The organism is Deferribacter thermophilus, from assembly GCF_049472675.1.
GTDB lineage: Bacteria > Chrysiogenota > Deferribacteres > Deferribacterales > Deferribacteraceae > Deferribacter > Deferribacter thermophilus.
In genome coordinates, this window is the sequence record NZ_JAPNXM010000001.1 from 154,356 (window position 1) to 177,441 (window position 23,086).

At 30.1% G+C, this 23,086-nt stretch carries 23 protein-coding genes and 1 CRISPR repeat array; of the genes, 13 read left to right on the forward strand and 10 right to left on the reverse strand.

Going from position 1 to position 23,086, the window contains the following annotated elements; all coding sequences use genetic code 11:
- The gene (locus tag OWM07_RS00795; RefSeq protein WP_423301767.1) at nt 1-300 is read right to left on the reverse strand and encodes a DUF485 domain-containing protein; all 300 of its coding nucleotides are present in this window, start codon (nt 298-300) and stop codon (nt 1-3) included.
- A 382-nt stretch (nt 301-682) separates the two neighbouring features.
- On the opposite strand from OWM07_RS00795, the gene flgB reads away from it, so the two are divergent.
- Genes flgB through OWM07_RS00860 form a run of 13 tightly spaced genes read left to right on the forward strand, consistent with a single transcriptional unit; the run spans nt 683 to nt 12,202 of the window.
- Nucleotides 683-1,087, forward strand: a complete 405-nt coding sequence (gene flgB / locus OWM07_RS00800) for a flagellar basal body rod protein FlgB (RefSeq protein ID WP_423301768.1) — start codon at nt 683-685, stop codon at nt 1,085-1,087.
- Nucleotides 1,088-1,096: 9 nt separating this feature from the next.
- Nucleotides 1,097-1,501: a flagellar basal body rod protein FlgC gene (flgC, locus tag OWM07_RS00805; protein ID WP_423301769.1), complete on the forward strand. Its 405-nt coding sequence runs from the start codon at nt 1,097-1,099 to the stop codon at nt 1,499-1,501.
- Between the two features lie 55 nt (nt 1,502-1,556).
- Nucleotides 1,557-1,859: a flagellar hook-basal body complex protein FliE gene (gene fliE / locus OWM07_RS00810; RefSeq protein WP_423301770.1), complete on the forward strand. Its 303-nt coding sequence runs from the start codon at nt 1,557-1,559 to the stop codon at nt 1,857-1,859.
- A gap of 15 nt (nt 1,860-1,874) precedes the next feature.
- Nucleotides 1,875-3,542, forward strand: a complete 1,668-nt coding sequence (fliF, locus tag OWM07_RS00815) for a flagellar basal-body MS-ring/collar protein FliF (protein WP_423301771.1) — start codon at nt 1,875-1,877, stop codon at nt 3,540-3,542.
- A complete protein-coding gene (gene fliG, locus OWM07_RS00820; RefSeq protein WP_423301772.1) occupies nt 3,543-4,553 on the forward strand; it encodes a flagellar motor switch protein FliG in 1,011 nt (336 codons plus the stop codon). It abuts the gene before it with no gap.
- 29 nt (nt 4,554-4,582) lie between these two features.
- Nucleotides 4,583-5,344, forward strand: coding sequence for a FliH/SctL family protein (locus OWM07_RS00825; RefSeq protein ID WP_423301773.1), 762 nt, complete (start codon nt 4,583-4,585; stop codon nt 5,342-5,344).
- Nucleotides 5,322-6,632 (forward strand): flagellar protein export ATPase FliI, encoded by a 1,311-nt coding sequence (fliI, locus tag OWM07_RS00830; RefSeq protein ID WP_423301774.1) that lies wholly within the window; start codon nt 5,322-5,324, stop codon nt 6,630-6,632. The genes OWM07_RS00825 and fliI overlap by 23 nt, the downstream gene beginning before the upstream one ends.
- 5 nt (nt 6,633-6,637) lie before the next feature.
- Nucleotides 6,638-7,078: a flagellar export protein FliJ gene (fliJ, locus tag OWM07_RS00835; protein WP_423301775.1), complete on the forward strand. Its 441-nt coding sequence runs from the start codon at nt 6,638-6,640 to the stop codon at nt 7,076-7,078.
- The gene (locus OWM07_RS00840; protein WP_423301776.1) at nt 7,062-7,556 is read left to right on the forward strand and encodes a MotE family protein; all 495 of its coding nucleotides are present in this window, start codon (nt 7,062-7,064) and stop codon (nt 7,554-7,556) included. Before fliJ ends, OWM07_RS00840 begins: the two co-directional genes overlap by 17 nt.
- Nucleotides 7,553-8,179, forward strand: a complete 627-nt coding sequence (locus OWM07_RS00845) for an O-methyltransferase (RefSeq protein WP_423301777.1) — start codon at nt 7,553-7,555, stop codon at nt 8,177-8,179. The genes OWM07_RS00840 and OWM07_RS00845 overlap by 4 nt, the downstream gene beginning before the upstream one ends.
- Entirely contained in the window at nt 8,169-9,371 is a 1,203-nt protein-coding gene (locus tag OWM07_RS00850) for a peptidase U32 family protein (RefSeq protein ID WP_423301778.1), read from the forward strand. Before OWM07_RS00845 ends, OWM07_RS00850 begins: the two co-directional genes overlap by 11 nt.
- A 1-nt stretch (nt 9,372) precedes the next feature.
- Entirely contained in the window at nt 9,373-11,364 is a 1,992-nt protein-coding gene (gene ligA, locus OWM07_RS00855) for an NAD-dependent DNA ligase LigA (protein ID WP_423301779.1), read from the forward strand.
- Entirely contained in the window at nt 11,351-12,202 is an 852-nt protein-coding gene (locus OWM07_RS00860; protein ID WP_423301780.1) for a pyruvate, water dikinase regulatory protein, read from the forward strand. The genes ligA and OWM07_RS00860 overlap by 14 nt, the downstream gene beginning before the upstream one ends.
- 6 nt (nt 12,203-12,208) lie before the next feature.
- Nucleotides 12,209-15,175: a CRISPR direct-repeat array (repeat unit 30 nt; unit sequence GTTTCAATTCCTTATAGGCACTCTAAAAAC).
- 230 nt (nt 15,176-15,405) lie between these two features.
- Here the strand turns inward: OWM07_RS00860 and cas3 are convergent.
- The 9 genes from cas3 to OWM07_RS00905 all read right to left on the reverse strand — a co-directional run bounded on the left by cas3 (nt 15,406) and on the right by OWM07_RS00905 (nt 23,085).
- Nucleotides 15,406-17,742 (reverse strand): CRISPR-associated helicase Cas3', encoded by a 2,337-nt coding sequence (cas3, locus tag OWM07_RS00865; RefSeq protein ID WP_423301781.1) that lies wholly within the window; start codon nt 17,740-17,742, stop codon nt 15,406-15,408.
- Entirely contained in the window at nt 17,729-18,001 is a 273-nt protein-coding gene (locus OWM07_RS00870; protein ID WP_423301782.1) for a type II toxin-antitoxin system RelE/ParE family toxin, read from the reverse strand. Before OWM07_RS00870 ends, cas3 begins: the two co-directional genes overlap by 14 nt.
- Nucleotides 18,002-18,250, reverse strand: a complete 249-nt coding sequence (locus tag OWM07_RS00875) for a type II toxin-antitoxin system prevent-host-death family antitoxin (protein WP_423301783.1) — start codon at nt 18,248-18,250, stop codon at nt 18,002-18,004. It lies immediately after the preceding gene.
- 72 nt (nt 18,251-18,322) lie between these two features.
- Entirely contained in the window at nt 18,323-19,015 is a 693-nt protein-coding gene (gene cas5b / locus OWM07_RS00880; RefSeq protein ID WP_423301784.1) for a type I-B CRISPR-associated protein Cas5b, read from the reverse strand.
- Nucleotides 19,012-19,362 carry a HepT-like ribonuclease domain-containing protein gene (locus tag OWM07_RS00885; RefSeq protein WP_423301785.1) on the reverse strand — a complete coding sequence of 117 codons (351 nt, stop codon included), beginning with the start codon at nt 19,360-19,362 and terminating at the stop codon, nt 19,012-19,014. The genes cas5b and OWM07_RS00885 overlap by 4 nt, the downstream gene beginning before the upstream one ends.
- Nucleotides 19,355-19,651, reverse strand: a complete 297-nt coding sequence (locus tag OWM07_RS00890; protein ID WP_423301786.1) for a nucleotidyltransferase family protein — start codon at nt 19,649-19,651, stop codon at nt 19,355-19,357. Before OWM07_RS00890 ends, OWM07_RS00885 begins: the two co-directional genes overlap by 8 nt.
- Nucleotides 19,652-19,666: 15 nt before the next feature.
- The gene (gene cas7b / locus OWM07_RS00895; protein WP_423301787.1) at nt 19,667-20,572 is read right to left on the reverse strand and encodes a type I-B CRISPR-associated protein Cas7/Csh2; all 906 of its coding nucleotides are present in this window, start codon (nt 20,570-20,572) and stop codon (nt 19,667-19,669) included.
- Between the two features lie 43 nt (nt 20,573-20,615).
- A complete protein-coding gene (locus tag OWM07_RS00900) occupies nt 20,616-22,292 on the reverse strand; it encodes a TIGR02556 family CRISPR-associated protein (RefSeq protein WP_423301788.1) in 1,677 nt (558 codons plus the stop codon).
- The gene (locus OWM07_RS00905; protein WP_423301789.1) at nt 22,276-23,085 is read right to left on the reverse strand and encodes a hypothetical protein; all 810 of its coding nucleotides are present in this window, start codon (nt 23,083-23,085) and stop codon (nt 22,276-22,278) included. Before OWM07_RS00905 ends, OWM07_RS00900 begins: the two co-directional genes overlap by 17 nt.
- Between the last annotated feature and the right edge of the window lies 1 nt (nt 23,086).

The following is a 23,086-nucleotide window of genomic DNA, read 5'->3' on the forward strand; positions in this document are numbered from 1 at the left end:
CTACTCCAATCCCTTTTTTAATTCTTCTACTTCTTTGTCATAAACGTTATTTGCCCAAATAACATAGATATAAGTTAAAATCCAAGCAGCAAAGATAACTCCAACTGCCATTATGATACCAACATTAGTGTAAACTCCTACTTTTTTTGCCATAAATTCTTTGTTGAGAGCTATAAGAAAGATGTAACCATAATAAATTAAAAATAAGACTAAAAGCATAAAATAGCTAAAAGTCCAGCGCTTCCTTATCAAGTTTTTAAACTTTTCAGACTTTAAAACATTATTGTGTGCTTCTATCATCTTTTTCACCTCCTTTCTTAAAACAATTTTATAAATTAATAAATAGTAAATAGTATATTGTTTATAAATTGTCAATATTATTGTAAACTATCTTAAAATATGATTATTTAAACATAACTATTTTTTAGTAATAATTTACAGTATACAATTTATTGTTAGTTTATGTACATGTAAGGCTTTGTTTTGAGTTTTAGTAGACTAATATTAGTTGCTAATATTTGTTTAATACTAGGATTTGTTGAATGCTTAAATTTTAAACAAATGTTTTAGTCGAGAGTTCTAAAAAATATATGTTCAAATAGATTTTAGAAAGTGGGTGTTATGGTTTTGTTATAAAATGGCATGGAGTTTGTTATATATATGTATAAATAAGGAGGTTTAGATGGATCTATTTAAGGCTGTTAATATTGATAAGCTATCTTATGCATTAGATGTAACTTCCTATAAGAATAAGGTTATTTCTGAAAATATAGCAAATGTGGATACCCCTTTTTATAAAGCCAAAAAGTTAGATTTTAAAGAAGTTATGCAAAATGTAATGAAAAGTGGGAAAAAACTTCCTTTAAAAGTAACAGATAAAAAACATATTTCTGCTAATAGTGAAAATTTTTCAGTATCAAATTATGTTAAATACCAGAATAATATGTCAGTAAGAAATGATGGGAATGATGTAAATTTAGATTATGAAATGAGTGAGTTAGCTGCAAATGGGATTCTTTATAATATGTTATCCCAGATTGCTGGTTATGAGTTTACAAGATTAAAAACTTCAATACAGGGTAGATAGGAGGATTAAATGAGTTTTTTCGATATTCTAAAAATTGCAAGTACAGGATTATCTGCACAACGAATCAGGATAAATGTGGTTTCATCAAATTTAGCTAACGCAAATACGACAAAAACAGAGGATGGAACACCTTATCAAAGGAGGGATGTAATATTTAGGAATATCTTAGATGGTGAGTTAAAGGGTGGTGTTAGAGTAGAAAGGGTAATTAAGGATGAAAAGCCTCCTATATTGAAGTATGAACCAGAACACCCAGATGCAAACGAAGAAGGGTATGTAGCATATCCAAATATTAACCCAATTGAAGAAATGGTAAATATGCTTGAGGCTTCAAGAAGTTATGAGGCGAATTTAACAGTTTTAAATACAACAAAACAGTTGGCTTTAAAGGCTTTAGAGATTGGTAGAGCTTAAATTTTTGTGTTGATAGATGAATAAAATATATGTATACTAATTATGTGAGGTAAATATGTCAGAAATAAATAAAGTTAATTTTCTCCTTCCAAATAAACTTGATAATGGCAAAAAAGCTGAAAAGAGCGAATCCAAAAATATTGATTTTTCAGAGCTGTTAAAAAATGCTATAAAAGAGGTCAATGATGCTCAACTGCAAGCTGACGAAGCTGTAAAAAAGGTATTGAATGGAGAGACAAAAGATATTCATGAAACAATGATAGCCTTACAAAAAGCAGATGTTTCTTTAAAACTAATGTTAGAGGTTAGGAATAAATTATTAGAAGCATATCAAGAAATTATGAGGACACAGGTATAATAAAATGGATGAAAAATGGCATTAAATGATTTTATTAATCAATTTAAAACAGTTTTTAAAAATTTAACTCTATTTCAAAAAATTTCAATAATTTCCGCTACTATTGCAGTATTTTTGACTATTTTAATACTTGTTATTTGGGCAAACAAACCAGTCTATAAAACATTATACTCAAATTTATCGTCTGATGATGCAGCGAAAATTGTTGAAGAGTTAAAAAATGGTAAAGTACCTTATAAACTTGAAAATAATGGCAAAACCATCTTAGTGCCTGAAAAAGATGTTTATGATTTGAGATTGAGTTTAGCACAAAAAGGGTTGCCTACAGGAGGAAGTGCTGGATTTGAACTGTTTGATAAATCATCTTTTGGGATATCTGAGTTTGCTCAAAATGTTAATTATCAGCGAGCAGTTCAAGGGGAATTGGCTAGGACAATTAAAAGTCTTGATGAAGTTGAGGATGCTAGGGTTCATTTAACTTTGCCAAAGGAAAGAATTTTTGTTTCAGAGGATACTGCTCCTAAAGCTACTGTTGTCTTAAAATTTAGAAATGGTGCTAATATTAGCAGGGAAAATATAAAGGCTATTGCATCTTTGGTATCTGGGGCTGTTAAAGGGTTGACTATTGATAATGTTCAGATAATTGATACAAAAGGAAGATTACTAAGTGAATTTTTATCAAAAGATTATGAGCCCCTTTTATTAACCCAAACTCAATTAGAATATCAAAAGCATCTAGAAAAAAATCTTGAAAATAAGATTAATAGCATACTTACAAGAGTACTTGGACCTGACAATGCTGTAGCTAAGGTTACTGCAGAAATAGATTTTACAAAAAAGGTAATATCCAAGGAAGAATATGATCCAAATCCTGTGTTAAGATCACAACAAACTGTTGAAATAGAGAGTAAAAATAGCCCAAATGCTCCTGGTGGTGTTCCAGGAGTATCGTCAAATTTGGCAGAGCCTACCAATATTAATGGTGGTAGTAATTCTGAATATTCTAAAGCAGAAACTACGCAAAACTTTGAAGTTGGTAAAACAGTAATTAATGAAGAAAAACCAATAGGAGAACTAAAAAAGATAACCGTTGCTGTTTTACTAAATGATAAGAAAGTTGTAAAACAGGAAGGGAAAAAAAGTAAAGTCGAATATGTCCAGTGGAGTCCTGATGAAATTGATAAAATTAAAAAACTGATTGAGTCTGCAGCGGGTATTAATCCTGAAAGAGGTGATAGGATTGAGGTATCTAATATATCTTTTGATACAGCTCATGATATTGAGGTTTCATCATTTTATGCTAAGCAAGAAAAAATGAATTTAATTTTTATGATTGCCAAGTATGTTGTTGCTTTGGTTATTATATTACTATTTTATCTTTTAATAGTCAGACCAATATTGAAGCGATTAGAAACGGTTAGAGAGACAGAGGAAGGTACTTTTGTTGCTGCTGGTGCTACTGGAAAAGGGGATACTGTAGATATCAGTATAGGTGAGGAAATAAAGTTTCCTAAGACTTTAGAGGAATTGGAAAAAGAGATAGAAAGTGAATTGGAAGAAAGCGCACCTGTAGATGTGGATACAGTGAAAACTAAAGTTATGCTTAAAAAGATTGAAGAAGCTGCAAATGAAGATCCAGAGATGATAGCAAACTTGATAAAAATATGGTTAAAAGGTGGATAAATGGCTGAAGAAAAAGAACAGTTGAGTGGAGTTAAGAAGGCAGCTATTTTATTGATAACTCTTGGAGAAGAAGTATCTAGTAAAATAATGGCAGAGCTTGAAGATGAAGAAGTTGCTGAAATTTCTAAGGAGATAGCTTTAACAAAAATTGTAGATCCTACTTTAGCTGATGATGTTGTAGAAGAGTTTTACAATATGTATTTAGCTAAAAAATTTATTTCGAAAGGCGGGCTTGATTATGCCAAGTCTGTTTTGACCAAATCATTGGGGCCTGAAAGAGCAAGGAAGATTATAGATAGACTTACAAAACTTTTAGAGCAATCCACTGGTTTTGAATTTTTAACTAAAATCGATCCAAAACAGCTTGCAAAATTTATACAAAATGAGCATCCTCAAACTATTGCTTTGATATTAGTCCATTTGGATCCATCTCAAGCAGCAGAGGCTTTATCAGAGCTTCCAGAGGATTTAAAAGCTGATGTAGCATTAAGGATTGCCAATTTACAAGATATTTCACCTGCAGTTATAAAAACTCTTTCTAAAACTCTCGAAGAGAGATTTGAGTCCATTGGTTCTTATAAAGTTGATGTTGGTGGTGTTAAAGCTGTTGCTGAAATATTGAATAGAATGGATAGGACTACATCAAAATCAACTCTTGAAAGGTTGGAAAAGGATGCTCCAGAGCTTGTTAGTCAAATAAGAGATATGATGTTTACTTTTGATGATATTCGAAGACTTGATAATACAGCTATTCAAGAGATATTAAAGAGAGCAGATAAGAATACATTGACTCTTGCTTTGAAAGGAGCGGATGAGGAGCTTCAAAATAAATTCTTCTCAAATATGTCAAAGAGAGCTGTAGAAACAATGAAAGAAGAAATGGAGTATATGGGACCTGTAAAACTCAAAGAGGTTGAGAAAGCTCAGCATGAAATTGTGCAAATTGTAAGAGAGTTAGATGAAGAAGGCGTAATAAGTATTTCTGGCGGTGAAGAAGAGCAATATGTATAATTTACTTGAAATAAAATATCAGGTTATATATGCCAAAGAAGATAGTACGAGCTGAGGAAAATTATAAAATAGAAAAGTATGATTTTAAGGTTTACACTACTGTTAAAAAAGGTGTTTCTCAGTTTGTTTTTAAGCCATTTTCTGATGATCAAAAAAGAGAGTATGAAACTGAAAAATCTGTAGAAGAAATTCATGAATTAGATGATATAAAAGAATCATCAATATCAGATAAAAATGAAACCGCTACAAATAATAATGATATTGATTTAGAAAAGTTAAAAGAGGTTGCCAGAAAAGAAGGGTATGAAGAAGGGTATGAAAAAGGGCTTCAAGATGGGCTAAAAAAGATGGAAAATTATAAAAAAAATTATGAAGCCCAGCGAGAAGATTATTTAGAGATTTTGAAAAAAGGTGTGAACGAGGCGATTGTAAATATTGAAGAGCTTAAAAAGATGATTTCTGCTTTGGATGAAGAGTTACCTAAACTAATTATCAATTATGTAAAGGAGCTCATTGGTATTGAGAGGAAGCTAAACGATGACCTTATCTTATCTGTTTTCAAGAAACATTTTGACAAGGTTAAGAACGCATCAAAAATCGTTATAATGGTTAATCCTGAAGATGTAGATATATTAAAATCAGAGTATTCTGATTTGGAAATAGTTCCTGATGAATCAGTTTTGAAAGGTGGGTTTAAAGTAAAAACTAACATTGGGGAGTTTGATTTTACAATTGATACTTTAATTAAAAACTTTGAAAAGACAATCTATGAAGAACTTGAAACTTCTTAAAAGTATTAATCTTAATAATTCAGTTGTAGTAACTGGGAAGGTTACAAAGATTGTTGGTCTTACAATTGAGGCTGATGGCCCACTTTTAAGTATTGGTACAAGATGCGAAATAGAAGGTGTCGGTGGAAAAAGTATTTTAGCTGAGATAGTTGGTTTTAAAGATGATAGAGTTGTTTTAATGCCTTATGCCGATAGTGAAGGGATCGCTCCTGGAAGTATTGTTAGAAATGTTACTTATGGGAATGTAATCAAGGTCAGTGAATCTCTATTAGGAAGGATTTTGGATGGATTAGGAAGACCGCTGGATAATAAAGAGCTTTTGGTTGAATATGAAATGAAAAATATTTATGCTAATCCACCTTCACCTTTAGAACGGGAAATTATAAAAGATCCAATACAAACAGGTGTAAAAGCGGTTGATTCTTTGATTACGATTGGCAAAGGGCAAAGGGTAGGTATTTTTGCTGGAAGTGGTGTAGGAAAAAGTGTATTGCTAGGAATGATTGCAAGAAATAGTAGTGCAGATGTAAATGTTATTGCATTGATAGGGGAAAGAGGTAGAGAGGTTAGGGAGTTTATAGAAAGGGATCTTGGAGAGGAGGGGCTCAAAAAATCGGTTGTAGTTGTTGCAACAAGCGATCAATCCCCTCTTGTGCGTAAGATGGGGGCTTTTGTGGCAACAACAATTGCAGAATATTTTAGAAGTCTTGGAAAAGATGTGATGTTTATGATGGATTCTGTTACAAGATTTGCCATGGCTCAAAGAGAAATTGGATTGACTGTAGGTGAGCCACCTACAACAAAAGGTTATACCCCGTCAGTTTTTGCTTTATTGCCAAAGTTACTTGAACGAGCTGGGACTAAAAAAGGGGAAGGGACAATAACGGGTTTATACACAGTCTTGGTAGAGGGTGATGATCTCAATGATCCTATTGCTGATTCAGTAAGGTCTATTATTGATGGACATATAGTTCTCGATAGAAACCTGGCAGCCAAAAATCACTTTCCTGCAATTGATGTAATGATGAGTGCTAGTAGATTAATGAAAGAAATAGTTGATGAAAAACATTTTGAAGCAGCAGGCAGAATAAGAGACTTAATAGCAACATATAGAGAAGCTGAAGATTTGATAAATATAGGTGCTTATGTAAAAGGTAGTAATAAAAAAATTGATGAAGCTATTTTGAAAATTGATATGATTAATAATTTCTTAAAGCAAAAGATTGATGAAACTTCCCCTTTTGAAGAAACAAAAAAACAGCTTTTTCAATTAGCTGGGATCAAATAAGTTAAATGAAAAAAAATTTCCCACTACAAAAAGTTCTTGAGCATAGAAGTAGGATATATGAAATTAAGTTGCAGGAATTGGAAAAGCTTAAAATGGAGTTGTCAAATATAGAAAATGAATTAACTATTTTAGAAGCAGAGTATAAAAGAATAAGTAATGATATTTTAAATTTAAAAAATGAAAGTTTACTTATGAAACCTTTGTATGATAAGTATTTAATGAGGGTTGAAGGTGCTATAAATAATACTAAAAAAAGGTTAGAAGAGAAAAAAAACGAGATTGAGCTAAAAAAAGAGGAAGTAGTGAAAGCTCTAAATGATAAGAAAGTGATGGAAAAATTAAAAGAAAAACATATAATTGATTACAGAAATTTTTTAAAAAAAGAAGAGTTAAAAATGATAGATGAATTGGTAATAACGAGGTTTAAAAATGTTAAAAAGGATTAGTTTTTTAATTATTTTGATTTTTAGTGTAAATGTATCTGTATTTGCTGAAACAGACCTTGCAGATATAAATAGAATATCTAAACATTTACAGGAAAAAGAGAAAGAATTGAAATTAAAAGAAGAGCAATTAAAGAAAAAAGAAGAAGAGCTAAAAGCTTTAGAAGAGATTTTAGATAAAAAATCAAAGGAAATAGATGAAAAATTAGCTAAATTACAAAAATTGTATGATGAAATAAAGAAAATTGAGAGTGAGGATTTGGATAAATTGGCAAAATATTATGCTTCTGCTAACCCTAAGTCTGCAGCAAAGATTATTTCTCAGATGGATTTGGAAAAAGCAGTACAACTTTTTAAAAGGATGAGCCCAATGGCTGCTGGCGGTATTTTAAGCCAGATGGGGAAAATAGACCCAGAAAAGGCATCTAAAATTAGTGAGGCTATGACTCCTAAAAAGATAGATTTGGGGGATGTGAAGTGAAATCATCGGTAATGATGACTCATGTTGTTAATTTTTTATCTAGATTTTCTTCAGATGAGTTTGATGAGATAAAAACATATTCAACAGAAAAGATGATTCCAGCTGTTGAGAAATGCGTGGCAGAGTTTTTAAAATTTATGGTTAAGTTAAGGAAGCCAAATAAAATTCTTGAGATTGGAACAGGTGCTGGTTATGCTACTGCTCACCTTGCTTTATATGGGAAAGAGGTTACAACAGTTGAATACAATCCTGAACGACTCGAAAAAGCGAAAGATTTCTTAAAAGATTTTGACAATATTACCTTTGTTGGTGAAAATGCTAAAGAATATTTGAAAAAGTGTAATGATAAATTTGATTTTGTATTTATAGATGGGGTAAAAAGGGATTATTTGGAGTATTTTTTTCTTTTAAAACCTCATTTAAATGATGGAGCACTTTTAATTTTTGATGATGTGCTGTTTTATGGTATGGTTTTAGATGAAGATTGTGAGATACCTTTTAAATATAGAAAAACTGTTGAGATGTTAAAAGAGTTTATTTTTGAAATGACCACAAAATATAAAGACAATTGTAATATTCTACCCATTGGGAATGGGCTTTTATTGTTGAATTATGAGTATTGAACTGTTAAGTCCTGCTGGAAATTTTGAAAAATTAAAAGCAGCCATAAATTTTGGTGCTGATGCAGTTTATTTCTCTGGCAAAGACTTTGGCTTGCGTGCAAAAGCTGGCAATTTTTCCCTTGAAGAAATGGAAGAAGCTTTGAAGTATCTCCATGAAAGAGAAAAGAAAGGGTATGTCACTGTAAATATTTATGCGAGAAATTTTGACTTTGAAGAGTTAAAAAAATATTTGCATCAGCTAAATGAGATAAAACCAGATGGTATTATCATAAGTGATTTAGGTGTTTTAAAGCTGATTAAGGATGAAAAGATTGATTTGCCAGTTCATATAAGCACACAAGCTAATACTACAAATTATTACGCTGTTAATATGTGGAAAGAGCTAGGTGCAAGCAGAGTAGTATTGGCAAGGGAGCTATCAAAGAGTGAAATAGAGTATATTTGCAAAAATTGCGATATGGAAATTGAGGTCTTTGTGCACGGTGCTATGTGTATTTCCCATTCTGGTAGATGTGTTTTGAGCAATTATATGACTGGCAGAGATGCAAATAGGGGTGAATGTACGCACCCTTGCAGATGGAATTATTATTTGATGGAAGAAACAAGAGAGGGTGAATATTTCCCTATCTTTGAGGATGAAAGAGGTACATATATTTATAACTCAAAAGATCTTTGCCTATTGAAATATGTAAAAGAATTGATAGATATGGGTGTGCACAGTTTAAAAATAGAAGGCAGAATGAAAAGTGTGATGTATGTTTCTGTAGTAACAGGAGTTTATAGGAAAGTTATTGATGATTTAAAAAATGGGAAAGAACCTGATTATGATTATTTGATGAACCTTTTGATGAGTGTGAGTAACAGGGAATATACTACAGGATTTTATCTTGGTAATGCTGATAGAGATTCGATGAACTATAAAACATCAAGCTATGTAAGGAACACAGATTTTTTAGGTGTGGTAAACAATTATAAGGATGGGAAGCTGTTTTTTGATAGTAGAGGAAAAATTTTAGCAAATGAAGCTCTATCCATTTTAAATAGAAATATGGAAGAAGAAACTATAGTTTTTGATAAAATCTTTGAGCTTGACGGAAGCTTGGTTGAATTTACAAAACCAAATAAAGAGTATTATATCTTGACAGATAAAGCTTTTGATAGTGGATCGATAATCAGAAGGTATAAGGTGTAATATGGATGAGAGTATTTTAAAAGAATATCAAAAGCTTGTGGATGAAATAAATTATCATGATTATCGATACTATGTTTTAAATGATCCAGTTATTTCTGATTATGAATATGACCAGCTTTATAAAAGATTAAAAGAGATAGAGAGTAAATATCCAGAAATTATATCACCTTATTCTCCAACTCAGAGAGTTGGTTATGCGCCAGTATCAAATTTAAAAACTGTAAAACATGAAGTTATAATGTTATCTCTTGATAACACATACAATGAAGGTGAGTTAAGGGATTTTTACAATAGAGTATTGAAAAATCTTGAAAGTGTTCCCTCTTTTGTTGTGGAGCCTAAAATTGATGGAGCAGCTGTTTCTCTTATCTATGAGGATGGGATTTTAAAGGTAGGGGCAACAAGAGGGGATGGAGTGACAGGCGAGGATGTCACTCACAATGTGAAAACGATAAAATCTATCCCTTTAAAAATTGCTGTAAAAGAAAAGTTGGTAGTAAGAGGTGAAGTATTTTTACCTAAAAGTGAGTTTGAAAGGATAAATGATGAAAGGGTAAAGAATGGTTTAGAGCCTTTTGCAAATCCAAGAAATGCTGCTGCAGGGACATTAAAACTACTTGATCCCAGGATTGCTGCACAGAGAAACTTGGATATTTTTATTTATGCTGTTGATATTGGAAGGAAGCATGATACTCATTTTGATGATTTAAACTATTTAAAAGAATTAGGTTTTAAAGTTAATCCATTAATAAAAAAAGTAGAAAGTTTTGAAGATATTATTTCTCATATAGAGAATTTAGGAAAAATGAGAGATGAGTTAGATTATGAAATTGATGGGGCAGTGATAAAGGTAAATGAATATTCTTATCAAGAGCAGCTTGGAGAAACGATAAAATATCCAAGATGGGCTGTAGCTTTTAAATATCCGCCAGAGCTAAAAACAACTGTTTTAAAAGATGTTATTTTTCAGGTGGGTAGAACGGGGATTATTACTCCTGTTGCTGTATTGGAGCCTGTGCATATTTCTGGGTCAGTTGTGAAAAGAGCTACATTGCATAATGAGGATGAAATCAAAAGATTGGATGTTAAAATAGGGGATACGGTTTTTGTAGAAAAAAGTGGTGAGATTATTCCTAAAATTATAAAAGTTGTTAAAGAAAAAAGAACAGGTAATGAAAAAGAAATAGTTTTTCCTGAAAAATGTCCTGTGTGTAATGGCTTGGTAAGAAAAGAAAACGCATATTATGTATGTTTAAATCCAGATTGTAGTGCAAAATTGAAAGCATCCATAATACATTTTGCCTCAAGGGATGCGATGGATATAAAAGGTTTGGGTGAGGCTATTGTTGAGAGGTTTGTTGATTTAGGTTTTTTGAAATCGATTGCAGATATTTATACTTTGGATTTTGAAAAGATTGCTTTGTTAGATGGGTTTGGTAAAAAGTCTGCAGAAAATCTTAAGAAGAGTATAGAAGAGAGCAAAAATAGAAGTTTTGATAGAGTGTTGTATGCACTTGGTATTAGGCATGTGGGGATAAAGACTGCAAGGATTCTTGCTAACCATTTCAAAAATATTGAAAATTTACAAAAAGCAACCATTGAAGAGTTAGTATGTATAGATGAAGTTGGTGAAATTATTGCTAAGTCAGTTTATTATACATTGCGGGATGAAAACTTTTTAAAATTGATTGAGAGATTAAAAAGTTATGGCTTAAAGTTTTCTATGGAAGGTGAGAAAGAAGATAAAAGTGAAAAGTTGAAAGGTTTAAAATTTGTTATCACTGGCACATTATCAAAACCTAGAAACTATTATGTTGAGTTGATTGAAAAGCTTGGTGGTGAGGTTTCTTCATCAGTGAGCAAAAAAACTGATTATGTAATTGTGGGAGAAGACCCCGGTAGTAAATATAATAAAGCGTTATCTTTAGGTGTAAAAACGATAAATGAGGAAGAATTTTATAAACTTATAGGTGGAACGGATGAAAAATATTGATGTTTTTCTTGGAAAGAAAGGTGATGATTTGAAAAGAATATTTATAATTTCTGATGGTACGGGTCAAAGTGCTATCAATTTAATGAGGGCTTGTTTAATACAGTTTGAGGAGCAAAATGTTAGGTTGACTATATTTTCTAAAGTTAATACAAAAGAGCAGATTGAAAGTATTTTAGATCAGGCAAGAGAACAAAAGGCTTTTGTTGCATTTACTCTCGTAAAAAAAGAGTTGAGAAGATATATGCATAAATTGTGTCATGACTATGAGATAATACACCACGATATTTTGGGACCACCTGTAGAAAAGCTTTCAAATTTTCTTGGTGCTAAGCCTTTAGAAAATCCTAATTTGCTTAGAAGGGTTGATGACAAATATTTTAAAAGGATAGAGGCTATCGAGTTTACTATAAACCATGATGATGGTAAAAATCTTAAAGGGCTAAAAGAAGCCGATATTGTAATTTTAGGTTTATCAAGGGTTTCCAAGACACCCACATCTTTTTTCCTTGCACAACTTGGTTATAAAGTGGTTAATATCCCAATTGTTCCTGAAATCCCATTACCAAAAGAGTTGTTTGAAATAGATCAGAAAAAGATTGTTTGTCTTGTTATGGATCCAGAGGTATTGCAAAAGGTAAGGATGGAAAGGATGAAACATTATAAAACTACAAGTAATTATACTGATTTAAAAAGGATATTTGAAGAGTTAGAGTTTGTGTATGACCTTGTTAAAAAGAATAGACAGTGGCATATTGTCGATACCACAAACAAATCTGTCGAGGAAACAGCAAGGGAAATAATCAGTTGTATTTACGGTAGAGAGCAAGAACTATATTAGTTTTGAGTTTCAATTCCTCATAGGCACTCTAAAAACTGGTGATGGTAGTGCTGTTGCGTTGTATCGTTTTGAAGGGTTTCAATTCCTTATAGGCACTCTAAAAACTATATACATTGTTGCAACATTGTCAATACTTTTTTTGTTTCAATTCCTTATAGGCACTCTAAAAACTATTGTTGGTGCTGGTTATATGGCTTATATGTATTAGTTTCAATTCCTTATAGGCACTCTAAAAACTAATCATAACCCTATATTATGATATAATACAGTATTAGTTTCAATTCCTTATAGGCACTCTAAAAACTACAGGAGAGAGAAAATCAACCTGTTCAGGCATATGTTTCAATTCCTTATAGGCACTCTAAAAACGATAAAGTCAACATAAGAGCAACAAAAAGTTTTTTCAGTTTCAATTCCTTATAGGCACTCTAAAAACTATCTTGGCTATGGCGCATATAGAACCTTTGAAAAAGGTTTCAATTCCTTATAGGCACTCTAAAAACCAGTGAAAGCTTGAACAGGTGTCCCTGAGCCATCAGGTTTCAATTCCTTATAGGCACTCTAAAAACGGAGAGCCAAAGCTTTTGAAGCCAGCTGATAGTGATAGTTTCAATTCCTTATAGGCACTCTAAAAACCTTAATGTCAAAACTGTTTCACCGTTAGCAGAGCGCTGTTTCAATTCCTTATAGGCACTCTAAAAACCATATCAAATCACAATCAATTGCGTTTCGCCGTTGTAGTTTCAATTCCTTATAGGCACTCTAAAAACCGTTTTTAAAAGGTAGTGGCATTCTATCTCGCCATTTTCGTTTCAATTCCTTATAGGCACTCTAAAAACACTAAACAAAACGAGAAAAAAAATAGATAAAAGAAAGTTTCAATTCCTTATAGGCACTCTAAAAACAGGAAATGTAGCTGATTTAGTTTCTGATATACCAAGTTTCAATTCCTTATAGGCACTCTAAAAACTCTATCTGTATAGATATATTCATCAATAAATAGATAAGTTTCAATTCCTTATAGGCACTCTAAAAACATTTAGTAAAAAAAGTATTAAGAGTAAAAATAAAAACGTTTCAATTCCTTATAGGCACTCTAAAAACAAGTCATACTATACCCCACCTACGCTACTATTATCAGTTTCAATTCCTTATAGGCACTCTAAAAACAATGGCATAAAGCAAATGGATATCAAGCAAACGCAAGTTTCAATTCCTTATAGGCACTCTAAAAACATATGTTTATTGTCTTGATTGAGCGTTCTACTCAGGAGTTTCAATTCCTTATAGGCACTCTAAAAACCACAACAGGAACGGTTACGCTGTTGCCTGCCATTTTAGTTTCAATTCCTTATAGGCACTCTAAAAACTAAAAAGCGACTGGACATTTAAAGAAAATTTCAAAAAGTTTCAATTCCTTATAGGCACTCTAAAAACTCTATCATCTTTAAAACCTTTTCTTTTTCCCGACACACGTTTCAATTCCTTATAGGCACTCTAAAAACTCAAAAAATACACAAGCTTTTTTATTTGTTTATAATTGTTTCAATTCCTTATAGGCACTCTAAAAACTCTTCTATCGGCTTAATCCCCTCCGCTGTAAGTATGTTTCAATTCCTTATAGGCACTCTAAAAACGGGTTCAGTCCCTGCTTTCTTTTTTACACCATTCGTTTCAATTCCTTATAGGCACTCTAAAAACCATTTCCCACATCAACAACATCAGCAACATCAGAAGTTTCAATTCCTTATAGGCACTCTAAAAACATCGCAAAATAGCAGAAGAAGGTTTATTGATCTCATGTTTCAATTCCTTATAGGCACTCTAAAAACATTAACATCCAAATATGTTATTCTTTGATTTCTAATGTTTCAATTCCTTATAGGCACTCTAAAAACAATTGATTTGACAGGCTATTATAAACTCTACGTTTAGTTTCAATTCCTTATAGGCACTCTAAAAACAAAAATCAAACACATGAATTTTTTGTTTGTTTTTGAAGTTTCAATTCCTTATAGGCACTCTAAAAACAGTTGCACATGTTCCGTCACTCAATTTTCTACATACAGTTTCAATTCCTTATAGGCACTCTAAAAACAACACAAAACATAAAAAGCTTGCTTATATGATATGGTGTTTCAATTCCTTATAGGCACTCTAAAAACTTGCAAAACCTTGCGGTAACGGTTCATATGTGTAATTACAGTTTCAATTCCTTATAGGCACTCTAAAAACCGCCAGAAATTACGTTAACCATAGTATTATCAATGATAGTTTCAATTCCTTATAGGCACTCTAAAAACAGCTTTACTATCAACTAATGCTTTTTCAGTTGCTGAGTTTCAATTCCTTATAGGCACTCTAAAAACTCAACACACAAATAAAACAATTGCAACCGAAACGTGAGTTTCAATTCCTTATAGGCACTCTAAAAACCGGTGACTCATAAACTTTATGTGTATTCGTATCAACTATAGTTTCAATTCCTTATAGGCACTCTAAAAACTGTTAGAATGTTTTGTTTTTTATGTTGATAAAATTAAGTTTCAATTCCTTATAGGCACTCTAAAAACATAATAATACATCAGCTAACGTTTCTTTAAGTGGATGTTTCAATTCCTTATAGGCACTCTAAAAACCCTTGCGGCATATTGGCACTATCCCATTCCAATAGCGTTTCAATTCCTTATAGGCACTCTAAAAACTCTTTGTGATACTGTATACTTATATTCTTATTATTATGTTTCAATTCCTTATAGGCACTCTAAAAACGATGTGATTTCTGAAAGAAAAGCTTCTGAAATTGCTGAGTTTCAATTCCTTATAGGCACTCTAAAAACTTTTTCCATCTTCACTAATTAATCCCTTCCAATCCAGTTTCAATTCCTTATAGGCACTCTAAAAACCTGTTTGTTTGATTTCTGATCTTTTGAAAGATCCAAAGTTTCAATTCCTTATAGGCACTCTAAAAACCCTTATCTCTATTAAATATCAAATTGTCAAACATCTTTGATAAATCTACTAATTTTATTATACAAAATTTTGAAAAATGTGTCAAATTTAAAGTAATTTTTAGTCGACCTCTAATCTTGTAAAAAACCCTGGAGATCGACAACTGATTGATACATATAAATAAATACAAGATCTCTATGGTTTTCTAATAAAAATTTTTTTAGGAAAATATCCAAAATAATGGGGGTCGACTAAAAACTAAAAAATAGCCCACCTTTTACTTTAAAACCTGTCTCTAAATCATAATACTCATCTATGTTTTCATAAGGAACAAAATAAAAATTGTTTTCAATTGGTGGTGGATTGTCTTTAATTGGAACTGAAACAACAAACTTATAAAAGTCAGATTTTATACTATCAAATGCCTTTTTTCTTTCAAATAAATCCTGTATCTTCCATATTTCTGAATATTCTTTCCATACTTTTTTGGCTTCGTTATCAATTTCAATAAAAACATCTTCCTTATAGTAGTCTTCTTTTATTAAAACAAAATCTTCAATAGATTTAATTTTGTCTTTTTCTCTTTCTGCTGAAAACCTTAGTGTGTATAACATTTCTAGCATATCTAAGGAAGCTTTGTCAGATTTTATTTGCTTTATTTTTTCAAAATATTTACTTACTAAACCTATAAACTCTTTCTCTGAATAAATTTTTTTTTCAAGAATTTCATCTGTAGCATTTATCAAAACAGAGTCATATATGTATGAGCTATAAAATCTGTTATTTTTATTATCAAAAAGTTTTATTATATAAAAGTTTCCTTTTTCTTTTTTACCTTCTCTGTTACATCTTCCGGCTGATTGATTTAAACTATCAAAAGGTGCAAAGTCTCTGTAAACAATGTCAAAATCAATATCTACGCCTGCCTCTACAAGTTGTGTTGAAACTGCAATTCTTTTTTTATGACTTTTCAACTCTTTAATTCTTTTTAGTCTTTCTTTTGGTATAATATGAGTCGATAAAAATATTATTTCATCTTTGAAATCTTTTTTAAGAAATTCATAAAGCATTTTAGCAGAATTTACAGTGTTCATTATAAAAAGATAAGTTTTGTTATCTTTTATATTTAAATTTGAGTAAAACTCCTCAATTGTTTGCTGTGTTTTATTTATAAAGACATCGTATCTATCAATATGTTTAAAATAATCTTTACTTGCAAGCTCAAAGTATTGGTTTTCCTCAAAAATCATTGGCTGAGTAGCTGTTGATAAAATGATATAGAAATTAAATTTTTCTGCTAAATGGCTTAAAACTTCTTTCAATAGAAGCCAATATTTGTGGGGAATAGACTGAATTTCATCTAAAATTATTACAGAGTTTGTAAATCTATGAAATTTTCTGAGCATTTTATTTTTATTTCCTATGAGTGAGTAAAAAAACTGTAAAAATGTTGTTGTAATTATTTTAGAGTTCCAGCCTTCTATTAAAACTCTCGAAGTGTCATATTCAAACTCATCATCCATTGATTTATAGCTAAAACCAGTCAAATGGTGATGTTTTAGAAGAATTGAGGTGTCTGGATTTATATTGTTTTCTTTCAAAACTTTTTCAAAAACATTAAAGTTTTGCTCAATAATTGAAAGAAAAGGCAAGCAGTAAATAATTTTTAGATTTATCCCTTTTTCTTTTTCTACTTTTTCAGCTATTTTTAAAGCTGTTTTAAGTGAGATAAGTGTTTTTCCAAGTCCTGTTGGGAGGGTTAAAGTGTAAATTTTCTGATTTACATCTATTTCTTTTTCTGAAACTTCTTGGTAGGCTTTTTTTCTAAGATTTATAATTTCATTTTTTCCATAAGAAAGATTTTTTACAAAATTATCAACAATATCAGGTTTTATTTGAATTTCTTTAAAAAGTATATTTTTATCTATTTTTATACCAACATCTGATTTGTCAGCATCAAGAAGTAGAGAAAATATAAGAACTGTATTTATGTAGCAATCAATTGATTTTTCATCTTTGAGTTTTCTAATAAATCTTTTTATTTTCCTTAAAGTTTGCTTTATGTGCTGGAAATCTATTTCTTCAAATGAGAAGTTAATTAAGTTTTTATCGTAAATTTCTATATTTTGTAAAAATATTTTAAATTTTTCTTTATCAATGGAGTTTATCTGATTTTGTAAAATTTTTATATCTTCTTCTTCAATAAATAAATCATTTAAAAAATCTTTTAGGTTTGAATGATGGCGTTTAGGCAAAATATAAGATAGTGAAATAAGAAAAGGATTGTCTATGTTTTTAGATTTTAAATATCTGTCAGTTAAATAAAGTCCAATAATTCCTCCAAGATGGGCGTGTTTTGTTTCAGGTTTGTTTTTTAAACTTTTGTTGATGCTGATGTATTCTTGAAAAAATTGTGTAGATTTTCCTATATCGTGGGAAAAGGTTATGATCGTTAATATATCTTTTAAAATTTCGTTATTAATAGGTAAGTTTGAATAAAACTTATTAGCTAATTTTATAACCTGTGAGGTATGTTTTTCTAATAGTCTATCTGGATGGGAAAGAAGATTTGAATTAATATACTTCATCGTGATGTCCTATGTCTATTAAAACTATTTCCTTTTCTACAATCGCAAAAGTTAAAATAATTCTATAGCTCATAGTAATTGAAACTGAATATTTATCCTTGAACTTTCCTTTTAACTTATGAAGTCTTAAAGATGGATGATATGGATTTAATTCTAATAATTTCAAAACTTTTTTATATCTTGGAATCAAATCTTTATGCTTTTTTAAAAATTCTTTTTCTCTTTTTAAATAGGTTTCTGTAAAAACAAGAGAATACACTTAAATACTTAACCTCTTGAAATGTTCTTCTGCAGTTTCTTTTATATATTTTCCTTTTTTATAGTCCTCTTCTGCTTCTTTAATAATCTTTTCGAGTTCTGCTTCTTTTAATTTTTCATATTCTTCAATAGGAAGAATGACAAATTTCTTTTTTCCTCTTACTGTAATAAAAACTTCGTTATATTTTTTTATAAGTTTTTCAACAAATGAAATTCCTTTTATTTTTAATTCATTGGCTGATAATATCATGAAAAAACCTCTTTTTAGTATTCTTAATAATACTAAATATAGTATCTTTTAAATACTTTGTAAAGTTTAAATTCAAAGAAAAGAAACTATTTTATCCTTAACTTTATAACATTTTTTAAAACTTCCTTCTAATTTTTGTCCGTTGAGCTCCATGATTACATCTTCATATCTTAAAACTTCTCTATTTTGATTCATATCTATTGGAAGTTTTTCTTTAAAATATTTTTTCCCTTCTTCAACTTCTATATTTTCAACATTTTTTGAAAGAATTGCCGAATTTACAAAGTCAGCATTATCAGTTGATTTTGCTTCAAAAACTCCTATATATTTGAAATTTGCAAGCAAATTAGCAAGACCTAAAGATAAAGTGTAGTAGGTTTCTTTATTTTTAACTTTTTGTATCAACTTATTAAATAGGTCTTCGTTGTTTATATTTACATAAAATCTGTAAGATGGATTTTTTAAAAATTCTGTTTTTATCTGTGTTCTTGATTTAATCAAATGGAAACTGTTTGAGTTCTTAGTATCTATCAGATTAATTGTCATTCTTGTTTTCTTTATGGGATTTAGTATTTGAATAGCTAGTTTAATAGTTTTTCCGTTTATATAATTTAGATACTCATCTTTTCCAAATCCTAAAATCGCACCGAACATTCCATAAACTGATGTAGGTGGTGGAACAGAAAATGTCAATGGTGAAGATGTTGTATAAAACTTTTTAAAATGTCCAAAATCTCCCCAAATATCAAAAACTAATACTTTCATTTACTAAATTCCTTTTCTAAAATTTCCCTCGTTAATTTTTGTAACTCATCTATCTCATTTTCTATAATGTCATAAATAACTTCCATATCTACTCCCCAATAATGATGAACAATAACATCTCTAAGTCCAGAAACCTCTTTCCAAAAATATGGATATTTTTCCTTTATATGTTGAGGAATATGTTTTGTAGCTTCTCCTATATTTTCAAAAGCTTTAAGAACCGCATATAGAACAAGGTCATTATTTGCTAAGTCTTCTAATTTATCAAGTTGAGAAACAAATTTTTTTATCCTTTCTATATCATCAACGATATCTTGTAAAAAAAATTTATATTCCCGTTCAGACATTTATTGCCTCTCCATATATATTTTTTTTTAATTCTTTTCTTACAGCTTCTTTAATTACCAAATCTACTTTCTTTTCAAACAATTCTTCCAAATAAAATTTCAATCCCATATAGTTTCTAAATGTTTTCTTCCCTTTTTCAAATTCTACTAATATATCAATATCACTTTCTGGAGTTTGTTCTCCTCTAACATAAGAGCCAAAAATATATAAATTCTTAACTCCAAACCTTTCTTTTATCTCACTTTTGTGCTTCATTAAAAGCTGTTTTATATCTTCTAATGTCTTCATAGTTTAAAATTAAATCTAAATTTCTATTTTTTCAAAGTTTATTTTCTCTGAAGAAAAATCTTTATTCAATCTTAAATTTCTGTCAATTTTATATAAAACTTTTTCAATTTTATCTGCTTCTTCTTCTAATGCATGTATAAGTTTATCAATATTTAGAATAAAGTCATCAGTACTTCTAAGCTCTTCATCTGCTTTTTCAGATTCGAGTTTTATATATCTATGAAGTTCTCCAATATGTGAATGAACCTCATCTTTGTAAATAACTTCTATTAGAAGTCTTGGTATTTGTTCATTTTTTGAGCGGGTGATAAGATTTTTTGTTCCTTCCCACATCCCTTTTTTTAAATACTCTAAGTCTGTAACTGTTAATTTTGTTGCTTTTGCAGCATTCTCGTTTGCAACTCCATGAAATGCTATTAGAGAATAGGGTAAAATCCATTCTTCTCTGAATGTTTTTTGTTCTTTTCCGGCTGTTGAGGCAAAAGCACCTGTCCCTTTGATATATTCAAGTTTTACTCTATGAAGAGATTGACCCATATTAAACTGGACAGCACCTGTATAGGTAATTGAACTATCTTTGTTTTTCCCTGTTGTGATAGGTATTGTACCACCAAATAGTCTAACATCTATACACTCATTTAATATTCTTTCAGGATTGTTTTCAAAATCTTTTGCCCTTGCCTTTGCATCTTGGATTTTTCCATCTTCATCAGCAATTTCTCTAACAAAAATTTCCATCTCCTCAAAATCTTTTAAATAGTCTCTTATAGTTCTTTTAAGTCTTACATCTGTAACGATATTTCTTCCAGTTTCTTCATCAATTCGTGGTTTGTTTTCGTCGTTTGGATCTCCGTTTGGGTTAGCAAAGCTAACATCATATAAAAATAGATATTCTCTTCGATTTTTAATAATTTCACTCATAACTTTACTCCTTTTTATTTATGTTTTTACTATAAAAATTATTTTATTCTTCTTTTTCATAAATAATATTTGCAACTTCTTTTGATAATGCCATGCCGGAAGCAAAATAGAAATTTATTTCATCTATTGTTAAGCTAAATTTGTCTTGAGCTAAAAATTCATTTGATATTTCCTGTGTTAATTCTTGCTTCCCTTTGTCAAGTCTTTCATACTCCATCAGTTTGTTAATCACTTTAGGAAGTAAACCTTTTATATTCTCTTCATTCATTTTTAAACCTTTTAGGTTTTTAAAAAATGGAGTGTTTCCTCTTTCCTGCCCTTGAATGTTTAAAAGCATTTGTGTTAAAGCTCCAAGTAAGAAAATACCTCTTTTTGCTGGAGTATTTAAAGATTTTCCTACTTTTTCATAAATCTTATCAAATTTAGTTCTTTCCATTTTGTTCTCCTTGAAGTTTATTAAACCAAGTTCTTCAAAAAATATAATATTCATGAGAGAATCTATTACAGTATAATTAAAATTGTTGTTATTTAAAAAATCGCTTCTTATTTTTCTGTTAAATATTTGAAGAAGAGTATTAAAATTGAGGTTACCACCTCTAAAAATTTTATCTACTACTTCAAAAAATAATTTATCGAACTCTTTTAAAAATTCATTGAGTTTAGCAAAAGTATAATTTTGCTCAAAAATTCTGTCAATTTTGGCTTTTGTCTCATAAATGAAATGAATTCTTGAGGGAAAAACATCTTCTATTAAAAGCAAAATTCTCTCAGCAGCATTATCTTTTTTTAGGAACAGAAAATAAAAGCTCACAACATCTTTATAATCTTTGATAATATCAAGGATTTCTTCTTTATCTCCGGTTATTGTTCTTCTTTGCTCATTTGTCAGTTTTTGGATTTTTTCTTCTGAAGTTAAAATCTCATTTATTTCTGTAAGAGCCTCAGAAACATTTAAAATCATTTTGGGAATGAGATAGCAGGTTTTGCCGTAAAAATTATACTTTAGATGTTCTTCTACAAATTTTTTGGCAAAATCCACTTTTAGAAAACAATCTTCACAAATGGGAAAGTTTTTCCACGCCTCTTTTTTGTTAAATCCTCCTGCTATATAGCATTCTTTATCAAAGGTGTAAAATTTATAAATTTCTGATGTTGTAAAAACTTCTTCTTTTTTCTCTCCACAAACACTGCAAACTGCATCTTTTTTTGAAATCTCTTTTATTTTACTTAAATAATCTTCAAGTAAAATTTGCTTAAAGTCTGGATTTTCTATTTCATAGAGATATTTTCCATCAATTTTTAGGGTTAAAATTTTGTTATCTTTTGTTTGTTGATTGAGTTCTTCTATTTTTTGAATGATTTTATTTTTATTTTCTAAAAGCTCATTATAAATTTTCTCAATTTCTGGGATGTTTTTATGATTTTCAAGCCATCTTAAAAGTTTTTTTGTAAATGTTTTTTCTGGTTCAGTTACTCTTGAGGTTGGAGAAAAATCAGGTGCGTTTGAGCCAGAGGCTCTTTTATAAAGGTAAATATAAGGAGATTCAGCTTTGAACTCTTCAACAGAGATTTTCTGGAAATTTAGATTTTTATCAAATTCTAAAGCCCAGACCACTTTGTATGTTCCGTTGCTGTCTGGATTTTCTATAAGGATATCTATAGGAGTTTTATTTTCCTTATTTAGAAGTATCTCTCCTAAGTCTTTAAGAGCCGTTAGCATAAAGTTTTCCTCTTTTTAAATTCATTTTTTGCTCTGAATTTTGTATTTTACTTCCGACATTTATAAAAAATTTTGCTTCATTAACTTTCGGAATATTTTGCAAAAAATCTAATTCGGTTAATAATAGAAGTTCTCCCTTAAATTCTAAATTCTTAATAGCTTCAATAAAATAGGGTGAGGATTGTCCATTTTCAATTTTTATTTCCTCTCCGTTTATCCACCAAAATTCTTTTTCCTCTTCAGCTAAGTTATCAATGTATATCAATTCAAGTTCTCCATAGCCATATCTACTATCTGCTCCAATATAGATTTTTAGACCTTTTTTTAAAAATTTATTATCCGTGTTAATTATTCCTATCCAATAAAGTTGCTCTTTTAACGGTTCTAATTTTTCAACACTTTGGAATTCTTTTTTAGGTTTTGGCAAAATATAATCAATCTCGTGCAGGCTTTCATCTTTTGCTTTTCTGCTGATCGGCTCAACTGCTGTTTGAATAAGAGTATCTACAAAATAGGCTTTGAACTCTTCTTCTGAAAAATCTCCTAAATGAAATTCTCCTTCTTTATAATGGGGTGCTAAAATATTCTCTTTATCAAGACTTGGGAAAAAATTTGATATTTTTTCAAAAAGAGTTTCATTATAATCTTGAGTTTTTTGAAAATAAGCATTTGTTAAAGCTCCCCACATTGTTTGTCCTGATATAAAAATATCAGTTTCTTTTAATACACCCCATTTTCCAGAGCCTATATGAATAGGTTGGTTTTGTTTAAAAATGAGCTTTTTCCATGACATT